The 11,970-nt window shown below is 59.6% G+C and carries 12 protein-coding genes; 4 read left to right on the plus strand and 8 right to left on the minus strand.

The features are described 5' to 3' along the window. Position 1: 1 nt before the first annotated feature. Together dapE and CBW22_RS15490 are read left to right on the plus strand one after the other, a co-directional pair. Entirely contained in the window at positions 2-1,129 is a 1,128-nt protein-coding gene (gene dapE / locus CBW22_RS15485; RefSeq protein WP_010617581.1) for a succinyl-diaminopimelate desuccinylase, read from the plus strand. 23 nt (positions 1,130-1,152) lie between these two features. Continuing rightward, entirely contained in the window at positions 1,153-1,341 is a 189-nt protein-coding gene (locus CBW22_RS15490; RefSeq protein WP_021508042.1) for a YpfN family protein, read from the plus strand. Positions 1,342-1,407: 66 nt separating this feature from the next. Here the strand turns inward: CBW22_RS15490 and ypfH are convergent, their stop codons facing one another. From ypfH to dapA, 6 genes are all read right to left on the minus strand, one after another. Beyond that, on the minus strand, positions 1,408-2,103 hold the full coding sequence (gene ypfH, locus CBW22_RS15495) for an esterase (protein ID WP_021508041.1): 696 nt from the start codon (positions 2,101-2,103) through the stop codon (positions 1,408-1,410). 73 nt (positions 2,104-2,176) lie between these two features. Further along, positions 2,177-4,153, minus strand: a complete 1,977-nt coding sequence (locus CBW22_RS15500; protein WP_088517119.1) for a tRNA(Met) cytidine acetyltransferase TmcA — start codon at positions 4,151-4,153, stop codon at positions 2,177-2,179. Next, positions 4,153-5,016: a KPN_02809 family neutral zinc metallopeptidase gene (gene ypfJ / locus CBW22_RS15505; protein WP_021506607.1), complete on the minus strand. Its 864-nt coding sequence runs from the start codon at positions 5,014-5,016 to the stop codon at positions 4,153-4,155. The genes CBW22_RS15500 and ypfJ overlap by 1 nt, the downstream gene beginning before the upstream one ends. A gap of 205 nt (positions 5,017-5,221) precedes the next feature. Beyond that, entirely contained in the window at positions 5,222-5,935 is a 714-nt protein-coding gene (gene purC, locus CBW22_RS15510; protein ID WP_031279423.1) for a phosphoribosylaminoimidazolesuccinocarboxamide synthase, read from the minus strand. Positions 5,936-6,079: 144 nt separating this feature from the next. Then, a complete protein-coding gene (gene bamC, locus CBW22_RS15515) occupies positions 6,080-7,111 on the minus strand; it encodes an outer membrane protein assembly factor BamC (RefSeq protein ID WP_021506605.1) in 1,032 nt (343 codons plus the stop codon). Between the two features lie 14 nt (positions 7,112-7,125). Beyond that, complete coding sequence (gene dapA, locus CBW22_RS15520) at positions 7,126-8,004, minus strand: 4-hydroxy-tetrahydrodipicolinate synthase (protein WP_021506604.1); 879 nt, start codon at positions 8,002-8,004, stop codon at positions 7,126-7,128. 143 nt (positions 8,005-8,147) lie between these two features. On the opposite strand from dapA, the gene CBW22_RS15525 reads away from it, so the two are divergent. Continuing rightward, positions 8,148-8,714, plus strand: coding sequence for a glycine cleavage system transcriptional repressor (locus tag CBW22_RS15525; RefSeq protein ID WP_059011708.1), 567 nt, complete (start codon positions 8,148-8,150; stop codon positions 8,712-8,714). A 142-nt stretch (positions 8,715-8,856) separates the two neighbouring features. After that, positions 8,857-9,324 (plus strand): thioredoxin-dependent thiol peroxidase, encoded by a 468-nt coding sequence (gene bcp / locus CBW22_RS15530; RefSeq protein ID WP_021506602.1) that lies wholly within the window; start codon positions 8,857-8,859, stop codon positions 9,322-9,324. A 56-nt stretch (positions 9,325-9,380) separates the two neighbouring features. On the opposite strand, the gene CBW22_RS15535 is transcribed toward bcp, so the two are convergent. After that, on the minus strand, positions 9,381-10,976 hold the full coding sequence (locus CBW22_RS15535; protein WP_021506601.1) for a sensor domain-containing diguanylate cyclase: 1,596 nt from the start codon (positions 10,974-10,976) through the stop codon (positions 9,381-9,383). Positions 10,977-11,142: 166 nt separating this feature from the next. After that, positions 11,143-11,961: a phosphodiesterase gene (locus CBW22_RS15540; protein ID WP_441339116.1), complete on the minus strand. Its 819-nt coding sequence runs from the start codon at positions 11,959-11,961 to the stop codon at positions 11,143-11,145. Positions 11,962-11,970 lie beyond the last annotated feature (9 nt).

Consider the following 11,970-nt stretch of genomic DNA (forward strand, 5'->3'; position numbering starts at 1 on the left):
CATGTTCTGTCCGGTCATTGAGCTGGCTCAGCAGCTTATTCGTCGCCCCTCGCTTAGTCCGGATGACGCCGGTTGCCAGGCCATGTTAATTGCGCGCCTGGAGGCGATTGGTTTCCACGTCGAGCCGATGCACATTGGCGATACGCTTAACTTCTGGGCCACGCGCGGCCAGGGCGAAACGCTGGCCTTTGCCGGGCACACCGATGTGGTGCCGCCGGGCGATGCCAACCGCTGGATCAGTCCGCCGTTTGAACCTTCGATTCGCGACGGCATGCTGTTTGGTCGTGGCGCCGCGGACATGAAAGGCTCGCTGGCGGCGATGGTGGTGGCGGCCGAGCGCTTCGTTGCTGCTCATCCCAATCATGCTGGCCGGCTGGCGTTTCTCATCACTTCCGATGAAGAAGCCAGCGCCGTCAACGGTACGGTAAAAGTGGTTGAGCGCCTGATGGCGCGCAATGAACGCATGGATTACTGCCTCGTCGGTGAACCGTCGAGCACCGAAGTGGTTGGCGACGTGGTGAAGAATGGCCGTCGCGGCTCGATGACCGCCAATCTGACCATTCACGGCGTGCAGGGCCACGTGGCTTATCCGCATCTGGCTGATAACCCGGTACATCGTGCAATGCCGGCGCTCAACGAGCTGGTGGCGACCGAGTGGGATCAGGGCAATGAGTTCTTCCCGCCGACCAGCATGCAGATCGCCAACGTGCAGGCGGGAACCGGCAGTAACAATGTGATTCCCGGCGAGTTTTTCGTGCAGTTTAACTTCCGCTTCAGCACCGAACTGACCGATCAGATGATCAAAGATCGCGTGGCGGCGCTGCTCGATCGCCACCAGCTGCGCTATACGCTGGAGTGGAATGTGTCCGGTCAGCCGTTCCTGACTTCACGCGGCAAGCTGGTGGATGCCGTCGTCAACGCCGTGGCGCACTATAATGAGATCAAGCCGCAGCTGTTAACCACCGGCGGCACCTCTGACGGGCGTTTTATTGCCCGCATGGGCGCGCAGGTGGTGGAGCTCGGCCCGGTGAATGCCACTATTCATAAGATCAATGAGTGCGTGAAAGCCTCGGATTTGCAGCTGCTGAGCCGGATGTATCAGCGCATTATGGAACAGCTGATCGCCTGATGGCACCTTGAAGGAGAAACCTCATGGAATGGTTAAAAGAGTACTGGTGGGTGATTGTGATTCTGCTGATGGTGGGCGTACTGATGAACGTCTATAAAGACCTGAAGCGCATCGATCATAAAAAATATATGGATAACAAACCGGATCTGCCACCGCATCGCGATTTCAACGATAAGTGGGACGATGACGACGACTGGCCGAAGAAGAAGTAGTCGCCGCCGATCGTTTAGCGTACAAGGTCGCCCTGCACGGCGACCTTTGTTTTATGGCGCGCGGTCTCACACCATCATCACCACATCGTCGTCGCCCGGCTTCGCCCCGCTCAGCGCCTCATCGAAATAGCGACGCGGCACGGTATAGCGCAGGTGATTCAGCGCCAGCTGCATGCTGCGTTCATCAATTGCGTGCGGCAGATCGTCAACGATATCCAGCGTCACATCGCCGCCCAGCGCAGTTAAGCGCTGCATCGCCGCTTCCGCATGCTGCATCGGCACCTGCTCGTCATAATCGCCGTGAATCAGGTGGATAGTGTTGCGCGTGCTGGCCTGCTCCGGCAGCGTGACGTAGCGGCCGCTAAAGGCCACCACGCGTCCCGCCAGATCCGGCTGGGCTTTTACGCCTTCCAGCACCATGGTGCCGCCCTGCGAAAAACCGACCAGCGCGGTGGCTTCCGGCCGCACGCCGCTCTGCTGCTGCCAGTGACGCACCGACTCGACAAAGGACGGCATCACCGCATCCACGCCCTGCTGCTGCGAGCGGTCGTGTTCCGGTATCTCGGCATACCACTGGCGGCCCTGCGGCGCGCTGGCCGGATAAGGTGCGCCCACCGACACCACCTGCGCCTGCGGAAACGCCTGCGCGAACCAGCTGCCAATCTGCGCCATCGAATCGGGGTTGTCGTTCACGCCGTGATACAGCAAAAACAGCTGCGCGGCGTTGTCCGGTTGCTGAACAATTACATATCGTAGTGCCATAACGTCCTCCTCAAATCACTATACGCCGCTGACGGCAAAGTGATATTGGGAAAATTTGAACGAGATAATGGATTTATTGCAATGTGCCGAGGCGCTGCTGCCAGTGCTGCGCGGCAGCGGCATCCAGCATGATGAGTGCGTCAGCCGCCTCCGCGCGCAGCCTGAGCATCAGCGCTTTACGCCCGCTCACGCCAGCCAGCCGTGCCGCTTCACTCAGCGTTTGTTTTTGTTGCAGTATGGCATACAGCAACGGTGGCGATGCGACACCAGCCAGCCGCTGCAGCACCGCATAGCTGGCTTCATAGGGCCGCTGCGCCCAGGCAAACGCGGCCAGCAGCGGCCAGTCGTCGGCGCTGAGGGATTGATGGTCGGCAGACGACAGGGTCAGCGGCACCGCGATCAGCTTTTGCAGCCACGGCCAGTCGCGCGCCAGACGCTGCGCGGCGTGCTGCTGCAGGGCTTCACCGGCTGGCGTCAGCGCACAAATCGCCATCGCCGCATAGCAACCGCTACTGGCTTCGCGCTGTGAACCGATACGCACCAGCGTAAAGCCGCAGGCGCGCCAGAACTGCCACAGCGCTGCGGTGTAGCCAAAGCTCACCGACAGATAATCCGCGCCCTGTGCCTGCTGCCGCGCCGTCGCCACCAGCGCGCGACCGATGCCGCGCTGGCGCTGCGCGGCCTGCACGGCGATGCGGCTGATGCGCAGCGAACGTAACGTCGCCGCTTCAGTAAAACCGGCATGTGCCGCTAATGACTGCGCCACCAGATTGCCGCGCGGACGACGTAAGCCGGCCCACACTGCCTGCGCCAGCGCAGCATCCAGTCCGCCCTCTTCCACCAGCCACAGCGCGCCGGTGACCTGCTGCGGCTGCCCGGCCAGCCAGAAATGCATGCCGGGCGCATCCAGCATACGTCGCAGATCGAGCGGCGAGGTGCGATAGTGGGCGCTCGCCAGCAGACGATAGCCAGCCTGTAAGGCGTCGGCGTGCTGCGCGGGCGTAGCGGCAAAAATTGCTGTCTGCGCGGGTGCGTCGCAGGCTTCGGCCTCAGCAAACAGCAGCGCCGCGCTCAGCCACTGCTCCAGCGGATCCTGCGCCGACCAGCGCAGCGGCTCATCCAGCGGGAAGTAGCGCACCTGCGGCAGCGTGGCGCAGAAGCGCAGCATGAAACCGCGACCGGTACCTTCGTAGCCCTGCACCGTGGTGGTCAGCAGAACGCGCGGAAAACGCTGCACCAGCTGCTGTAACAGCGGCGCGGGGATGGCCGCGGCCTCATCCACAATCAGCCATTCTGCCAGCGGCGGAGCCTCCTGCGGCAGAGCGAGAATCGCATCCGGGGCCATAAAGCTAAACTGCTCAGCGGCGAACTGCGCCAGCACCTCCGTCGCGGCTTTGGCCGGCGCCGTCACCAGCGCGCTTTGCGTCTGGCGCGCCAGCATCCCCGCCAGCGCCGATTTGCCGCGACCGCGCGGGGCGATGATCACCGCGACACCGGGCGGCATGGCGCACAGCTGGCGGACAATCTGCGCCTGCTGCTCGGGGGCGCGACACTGCCACGGCGCGAAGGGCTGCGGCGACGGCAGGCGTGGCGTCTGATGCTGACGCAGCAGCATCACCTGCGCATCCTGCAGGATATGCTGTTGCAGATGGTGGATGAAATGCGGCGTGGCGATGGGCTGGTCGACATCGGCCCAGCGCAGGCTGTCGCGATCGGGCTGTGCCGGCCAGGCGTTCCAGTCAGGCGTCAGTAACAGCAGCCAGCTGCCGGCCCGCAGCGTCCCGGCCAGCGCAGCGAACGCTTCCGCGTGAAAGCCGTGGCGCGCATCGAAAATGGCATGCCGGAATTCCCGGCCCAGCAGGGTACGCAGCGCTGCAGGCGCGACGCGCTGCGGGAAGTCATCGCTGTCGCTAACCGTTAACCAGTCACCGGGCAGTGTGACCTGCCATGTGGCCGCCTCATTGCGCGCCCAGCCAGCTTCACCGGCAATTACGCACAGACGGCGGATACCGGCTTGCTGCATCGCTGCCGTCAGTTCAGCGTGCAACATCAGTTACTGGCGAAGGTGTTGCACTGGCCTGGATTGCCGCTGTCAAAACCGCGTTTGAACCAGGTGTAGCGCTGCTGTGAGGTGCCGTGAGTAAAGCTGTCCGGCACTACGCGCCCCTGACTTTGCTGCTGCAGACGATCGTCGCCAATCGCCTCGGCGGCGTTCAGCGCTTCCTGCAAATCGCCCACCTCAAGAATGTTCTCCTGCTGCATATAGTGACCCCAGACGCCAGCAAAGCAGTCCGCCTGCAGCTCCATCTTCACCGACAGCTGGTTCACCTGCGCCTGCGTGGCGCCCTGTTGCATCTGGCGCACTTTCGGTTCGATACCCAGCAGTTTCTGCACGTGATGCCCCACTTCGTGGGCGATGACGTAACCCTGGGCAAAATCACCCCCGGCTCCGAGTTTGGTTTTCATGTCGTCATAGAAGGAGAGATCGATATACACCGTCTGATCGGCCGGGCAGTAGAACGGCCCCATTGCCGACTGGCCGGTACCGCAGTTAGTGCGCGTCGCACCGCGATACATCACCAGCTTTGGCGGCGCGTATTGTTTGCCCATCTGCTGGAACAGTTTGCCCCAGGTATCTTCGGTGGTGGCGAGGATCACCGAGGTGAATTTGGCCGCCTCGTTATCCTGCGCCGAATTGACCTGACGCTGCTGCTGCTGCGACACCGGCGCGCCGCCTTCCAGCAGCGCGGTGAGGTCGTAGCCGTAATAGCCAGCGACCGCGACCACAATCAGCAGAATAATGCCGCCCTTGCCGCGCGGCAGACGAATCTGGCGTCCGCCAGAACTAAAACCCGGCGAATCGCCGCGACGATCTTCCACATTGTCGCTTTCACGACGCCCTTGCCAGCGCATGGCCTGCTCCTGTTATCAATGACTTTTGCATGATTTTAGTTGGCGGCAGAGGTTAGTACCAGCAATGCAATGCCAGCGGAGCGAGATTGCGCGCAGGGCGCAGTGTGAAGGCCGTAAACAGACAATAAAAAGGCCGCCAGCAAGGGCGACCTTCATGCGCTGAGAGGTTTGCGTCCGAACTACCTTGACGCACACCGGCAGAGGCTTAGTCCAGTTTGACACCCAGACGGTGTGCCACTTCTTCGTAGGCTTCGATCAGGCCGCCGAGGCTCTGACGGAAACGGTCTTTATCCATCTTGTCCATGGTCTCTTTGTCCCACAGACGCGCGCCGTCTGGCGAGAATTCGTCGCCCAGCGTCACTTCACCTTTGAACAGACCGAACTCCAGCTTGAAGTCCACCAGAATCAGACCGGCATCATCAAACAGTTTGCTCAGCACTTCGTTGGCTTTGAAGGTCAGCTCCTGCATGCGCGCCAGGTTAGCCTTGCTCACCCAGCCAAAGGTTTCGCAGTACGATTCGTTGACCATCGGGTCGTGTTTGGCGTCATCTTTCAGGAAGAGATCAAACAGCGGTGGATTGAGCAGCATGCCCTCTTCCACGCCCAGACGTTTCACCAGCGATCCGGCCGCCCGGTTGCGCACCACGCACTCTACCGGCACCATCTCCAGCTTTTTCACCAGCGCTTCGTTATCAGAAAGCAGCGCTTCCATCTGGGTCGGAATGCCCGCTTCCTGCAGTTTGGTCATGATGAAATGGTTGAACTTGTTGTTCACCATGCCTTTACGATCAAACTGCTCGATTCGTGCACCGTCTCCTGCTGACGTATCGTTGCGGAATTCAAGTACCAGCAGATCCGGATTGTCGGTGCTGTATACGGTTTTCGCTTTACCGCGATACAACTCAGCTCGCTTTTGCATCTTGTTAACTCCAAACATGAAAGAACCCGTGTTCAGCGGTGTTTCACCGCGCGATGACTGCCTGACGCAATCGTTTACCTCGCCGGGCGCTATTATGCCAAAACCAAAACAAAAAGGCCGGAGAATCTCCGGCCTTTATTGCATTTATTTGTTCAGCGCGCCCTGCAGGACCGCCACCAGCGCATCATTCTGCGCCTGGGTGAGTACGTGTCCTTTCGGATCGATGAACTGCAGGCTGCTGCGGTTATCGAGATCGCCCACCTGCAACTTGTAGTCGCCGTTTGGCAGTTCCGGATCTTTCGCGCCGATGGCGTCAAACGCGCTGCTGCCCGGCTGCTTGTAGGTCACTTTCAGACTGCCCTGCGAGCGGTTGTCATCGGTGACTTCCATGCCCATACGCTTCAGCGCCGCCGGCAGACGCTGCCAGGTGACGTTAAACGGTGAGCGCAGCACCAGCAGTGGCAGGCCGGTGTCGTCCGCGCCGCTCTGGACATCAATCTGTCCGCTGGCACGTCCGGCAGCCGCATCCTGACTGGCGGTATCGATCTTATCCAGACCGGTGCTGATGTCATTCAGCATCTGACCGGTATAGCGCTGAACCTGGACCGGCGTGGTGACCGTCTGGCCCTGCTGCTGCAGTTCCAGCAGACGTACGGTCAGCACCTGCTGATAGCCCTGGTTCTGCACGCTGATCTGGTAACGGCCGCGATACTGGTTATCTTCGTCAGCACGGTTCCACTGTACCCAGTCGGTGGTGAGCTGCTGCGCCGCATCATCACGCTGGGCAACCGGGAATTTGTACGACTGCACCACGTTCACCACCTGCGACCAGATGGAGCCACGGCTGCTGTCAACCGCCAGCACGCCGGTGTTACCGGTGAACTGCGCGCGGGTGCCGTTCATCAGCGCCAGCGGCTGCGCCGGCGGACGGATGTCGAGCTCTTTACCCAGCGCGCCTTTCGCCACGCTGTGCGGCACATCGTAATCACCATTCTGCAGCGGCAGAATCATGCCCGCCGGGGCTTTTAAATCATGCAGTTCAGGCGCCTGCAGGTAAGATTCATCACCGCTGACCTGGCGCTTATAACGCTGATCGCTGGAACAAGCTGTTAGCAGCATCAGGGTGGACAGGCCCACCACGGTTGCCAGCGTCGAGCGCTTAACTGAATAACTCATTGATTCTCCCTAAATTATCGCAGACCCGCCTGGATCAGCGCCTGCGCGGTTTTCGCCTGACCGGCTTCGGTCAGCGGCGTCATCGGCAAGCGCAGCGTGTCATCGGCGATTAATCCTAGCTGTTTCGCGGCCCATTTCACCGGGATAGGATTCGGTTCACAGAAAAGCGTCTGGTGCAGGTGCATCAGACGCTGATTCAGGCGACGCGCTTCGGCGAATTTGCCCTCTTGTGCCAGCGCACAGAGTTCAACCATTTCACGTGCTGCAATGTTAGCCGTGACCGAAATAACGCCTTTGCCGCCCAGTTGCATGGAGTCCAGCGCTGTCGCGTCATCACCGCTGACAATAATGAACTCATCTCCAACCAGCTGTTGGATCTGCGAAATACGCGATAAGTTCCCGGTGGCCTCTTTGATTCCGATAATATTTTTGATTTCAGCCAGGCGGGCAACGGTTTCCGGCAGCATGTCACAGCCGGTACGTGACGGGACGTTATACAGCATCTGGGGCAGATCGGTGCTTTCGGCGATCGCTTTGAAGTGCTGGTACAGACCTTCCTGCGTCGGACGGTTGTAGTATGGGGTCACGGTGAGGCAGCCGACTACGCCGGTGCCGGTAAAGCGTTTTGTCAGAGAGATCCCTTCGGCGGTGGCATTCGCGCCGGTCCCGGCAATCACGGGAATGCGGCCATCGGCCAGCTCCAGGGTTTGCATCACCACATCGCCATGCTCTTCATGGCTGAGGGTCGCGGATTCGCCGGTGGTGCCAACAGAAACAATCGCCGCCGTACCGCTGGCGACATGATAATCAATCAGTTTTTTCAGACTTGCGCGGCAGACATCACCTTTTTCATTCAAAGGCGTGATGAGCGCAACAATACTTCCGGTGAACATGGGCTATCCCCTCGACAAACAAGTGCCTCATGTTACGTTTTCCGCCGAAAGAAAAGCAAGCGAGCCACGCCATTACCGCGCTTGTCAGCAGTTTTTTTTATGTTTACCTTATGGTTATTAGCGAACGTACAGGAAACGCCATTTTGCCGCAGTCACAGCCGCACCATCTGGTGATCACCGCTCTGGGCGTTGATCGTCCGGGTATCGTCAATACCATTACCCGCCACGTCAGCAGCTGCGGTTGCAATATTGAAGACAGCCGCCTGGCGATGCTGGGCGACGAGTTCACCTTTATTATGCTGCTCTCCGGCAGCTGGAACGCCATTACCCTGATTGAATCGACCCTGCCGATGAAGGGTGCCGAGCTGGAACTGCTGATCGTGATGAAGCGCACTAACGCGCGCGTGACGCCGCCGATGCCCGCTACCGTCTGGGTACAGGTGGAAGTGCCGGACTCACCGCATATCATCGAACGCTTCACCGATCTGTTCGATAAACATCAGATGAACATCGCCGAGCTGGTGTCGCGTATTACGCCCGCCCAGGACGACGCGCCGCCGGTGCTCTATATTCAGATGACCGCGCACAGCCCGGCGAATCATGCCAGCGCACCGTTTGAGCAGGCTTTCCATCGGCTGTGCGAAGAACTGCATGCACAAGGTTCAATTCGCCTCTATAGTGTCACCGACGACGCGCACAGCGCCGTCTGAATCAGGCTCCGGGTTATTCCGCCACACACTCTGCCGCGCTGGCATACCGTGTAGTGAAATAACCCTGAGGTAAACTCCACCTGGCGCTTTTGCCGCTGATGGTGTATTACCCACAGCATGAAGAAAAAAATGGAGAGTTGTGATGAATCCACTGAAAGCCGGTGACACCGCACCGAAATTTAGCTTGCCCGATCAGGATGGCGAACAAGTAAATTTGGCCGACTTCCAGGGACAGCGCGTTCTGGTCTATTTCTACCCGAAAGCCATGACGCCGGGCTGCACCACGCAGGCCTGTGGTCTGCGCGATAACATGGATGATTTAAAGAAGGCGGGCGTGGAAGTGCTGGGCATCAGCACCGACAAGCCGGAAAAACTGTCTCGCTTTGTCGAGAAAGAATTGCTCAACTTCACCCTGCTGTCGGATGAAGATCATCAGGTTTGCGAGCAGTTTGGCGTCTGGGGTGAGAAAACCTTTATGGGGAAAACCTACGACGGCATTCACCGCATCAGCTTCCTGATTGGCGGCGATGGCAAAGTGGAGAAGGTGTTCGACGATTTTAAAACCTCGAACCACCACGATATCGTGCTCGATTACCTGAAATCAGCCTGATGACCAACGGGTGCCCGCCAGGCACCCGTTTTTTATTCTGCTGTGACGCTGCCCGGTTAATAACGCGAAACCGTGCTGGCCAGCGCCTCCTGCCCGGCGATCACCACGCAGTTACGTCCGGCGTTTTTCGCCTGATACAGCGCATCATCGGCCTGCTTCAGAATCTGCTCCTGACTGCCGTGCGTCGGCTGCCAGCTGGCGATACCAATCGAAATCGTAATCTGCCCGACCGGATCAATCCAGCCGCCAGCAATGCTGGTGCGCACGCGCTCCGCAATCACCCGTGCTTCATCAGGGGCGGTGGCGGGAAGCAGCATCAGAAACTCTTCGCCGCCGTTCCGGCACACCACGTCGGTCTGACGCGCGCTCTGGCGCAGCGTGCGCGCCACCTGTTTGATCACCTCGTCGCCAACATCATGCCCGAAGTTATCATTCACCCGTTTGAAGTGGTCAATATCCAGCGCCAGCACGGCAAACGGCTGCTGCATGGTATCGAAATAGTCGAGCACCGCGCTCAGGCCGCGGCGATTGAGCAGGCTGGTCATGGGATCGCTCTGCACCTCTGACTTGAGCCGGCCGATTTTATCCTGCACCAGACCAATACCGGTGAGCAGCGCGCGCTTCACCTGTGCCGCTTCGAAATACCAGGCGCGAATCACGCCAATTTCACCCGAAACGCCTTGGGTATCCATCTGGCTGGCTTTGCGCGCCAGCTGCCACAGCGGCAAGGCAATCAACCGGGCCAGAATCACCGCCACCAGCAGTGTCAGCAGCGCAAACGGCACCGAATTCTTCAGCACCTGGAGCAGCAGCCCGGAGAGCGGCGCCAGCGTGACGTTTGTCGGCTTGAGCGCCACCACCATCCAGCCGGTAGTGGGTACCACAGCGTAGCCCGCCAGCTTCGCCGTGCCCTCTTCCGTCAGCTGAACTTCGCCATTGCTGTGCTCCTGGCGCTGACGATCGCTGACGATGCCCGGCACGTTTTTGCCAATCAGCTGATTGTTCTGGTGATACAGCACGCGGTTTTCGCGATCCAGCACGTAAACATGGGTGCCGTCACGATAGTACTGCTCGCCGAGCAGCACGTTAAGAATGCTTTTTTTCTTCAGATAAATAGTGCCGCCGACGTAGCCAAGATAGCGCCCATCGGTGCTCCACACCGGCCAGGAAACAAACACCAGCAGGTTATTGGTGGCAGAAATGGTGGGCCGGCTGACCATCGGCTGACGCTGCGCCAGCGCTTCGCGCGAAGACTGGCTGGTGAGCTGCATGCCTTTCAGCATCAGCGATTCCGGCGAAATGGCTTTAATCACGCCGTTGCTGTCGACAATCGCCACCGAGTTAAAACTGCTGGTCTGTTCGCGCAGTCGGTTCACTTCCTGCTGCAGCAGTTCGGGATTATCGAAATCTTTACCCAGCTGATTGGCGCTGTAGTGCAGTTGCGACTGCGCCAGCTGGAAAAACACTTCGGTGGTGGCCGCCAGCTTGGTGGCGTAAGCGCGATTGGCTTCAAGGGTGCTTTCGATCAGCACCATGCGCTGTACGCGCCAGGTGGCGTACAGCGTATTAGCCAGTGTGATGACGATACTGGTGATCGCCAGCAGCGCAATCAGCGTGCGCAGATCAGTTTTTGGCCGGATGCGCGTTAACATGGCGCAACCGCCCTGGTGAGTAGCTTCATAAGTTAGCGTGCCTGACTATCTTGTTATAATTGGAGGTGTTTACCCTGGTGAGGTAACAGACAATTGTACACCTCTGAGCCAAATTGACTACGACGCAGACCCTCAGGAACGCTTTTTTATTGTGCTATTACTGGTGCTAATCAATTAAACCCTGCGCATCGTAAAACGGCCACGGTCCTGGATAATCGCCGATTGCGCACAGATGCGTAGTCATCCCCTGCTGCGGCTGCCAGCGATGCAGCAGAAAACCGGGCGGTTCCAGCACAAAGTTCGCCGGACCGTGGTCACGCAAATCCAGTGCCACCTGATGCGACACACCGGGCGCCACGCAGGCCAGCGTGCCGGCAAAACGCGCCTGCACCGAGCGGTGCAGGTGGCCGCTCAGCACCCGTTCCACCTGGGGATGCTGACCAATAATGGCAGCCAGCGCCGCCGGATTGCGCAGCGGCTGCCGATCCATATGGCCAATGCCGCTCAGGAACGGCGGATGATGCAGCAGCACCAGCGTCGGCAAATCAGGCTCACGCGCCAGCTGCTCTGCCAGCCATTGCAGCTGTGCGTCATCGACGTAGCCCCACGGCTGATGCGGTACGCTGGAGTCGAGCGCCAGCAGCTGCAGATGATTCACACGCATCTGCCAGTTGAGCGTTTCGCCGTGCTGCAGGTAGTGATGCTCCGGAAACGCGGCGCGCAGCTGCTGGCGATCGTCGTGATTGCCCGGCATCAGCAGGAACGGCAGCTGCAGATGGCGCAGCGCCTCGCGCAGCGTCTGGTACTCTTCCGCAGTGCCAAAATCCACCAGGTCGCCGGTGATCACCACCGTATCCGGTCGCGGCACCAGCTGATTCAGCGTGTCGATCACCCGCAACAGCGCGGCGTGCGTATCCACTTTTTTATAGGAGAGACGGCCATGGGCCTTGATGTGTAAATCGCTGATTTGCGCAACCAGCGTCATTGCGTCAGT

It is taken from the genome of Pantoea sp. VS1 (genome assembly GCF_002207995.1).
Classification (GTDB): domain Bacteria; phylum Pseudomonadota; class Gammaproteobacteria; order Enterobacterales; family Enterobacteriaceae; genus Pantoea; species Pantoea dispersa.

Bases quoted from the DNA above. Each gene is read 5' to 3' on its own strand.
- dapE (WP_010617581.1), top strand. From the start codon at position 2: ATGTTCTGTCCGGTCATTGAGCTGGCTCAGCAGCTTATTCGTCGCCCC.
- CBW22_RS15490 (WP_021508042.1), top strand. From the start codon at position 1,153: ATGGAATGGTTAAAAGAGTACTGGTGGGTGATTGTGATTCTGCTGATG.
- ypfH (WP_021508041.1), bottom strand. From the start codon at position 2,103: ATGGCACTACGATATGTAATTGTTCAGCAACCGGACAACGCCGCGCAG.
- CBW22_RS15500 (WP_088517119.1), bottom strand. From the start codon at position 4,153: ATGTTGCACGCTGAACTGACGGCAGCGATGCAGCAAGCCGGTATCCGC.
- ypfJ (WP_021506607.1), bottom strand. From the start codon at position 5,016: ATGCGCTGGCAAGGGCGTCGTGAAAGCGACAATGTGGAAGATCGTCGC.
- purC (WP_031279423.1), bottom strand. From the start codon at position 5,935: ATGCAAAAGCGAGCTGAGTTGTATCGCGGTAAAGCGAAAACCGTATAC.
- bamC (WP_021506605.1), bottom strand. From the start codon at position 7,111: ATGAGTTATTCAGTTAAGCGCTCGACGCTGGCAACCGTGGTGGGCCTG.
- dapA (WP_021506604.1), bottom strand. From the start codon at position 8,004: ATGTTCACCGGAAGTATTGTTGCGCTCATCACGCCTTTGAATGAAAAA.
- bcp (WP_021506602.1), top strand. From the start codon at position 8,857: ATGAATCCACTGAAAGCCGGTGACACCGCACCGAAATTTAGCTTGCCC.
- CBW22_RS15535 (WP_021506601.1), bottom strand. From the start codon at position 10,976: ATGTTAACGCGCATCCGGCCAAAAACTGATCTGCGCACGCTGATTGCG.
- CBW22_RS15540 (WP_441339116.1), bottom strand. From the start codon at position 11,961: ATGACGCTGGTTGCGCAAATCAGCGATTTACACATCAAGGCCCATGGC.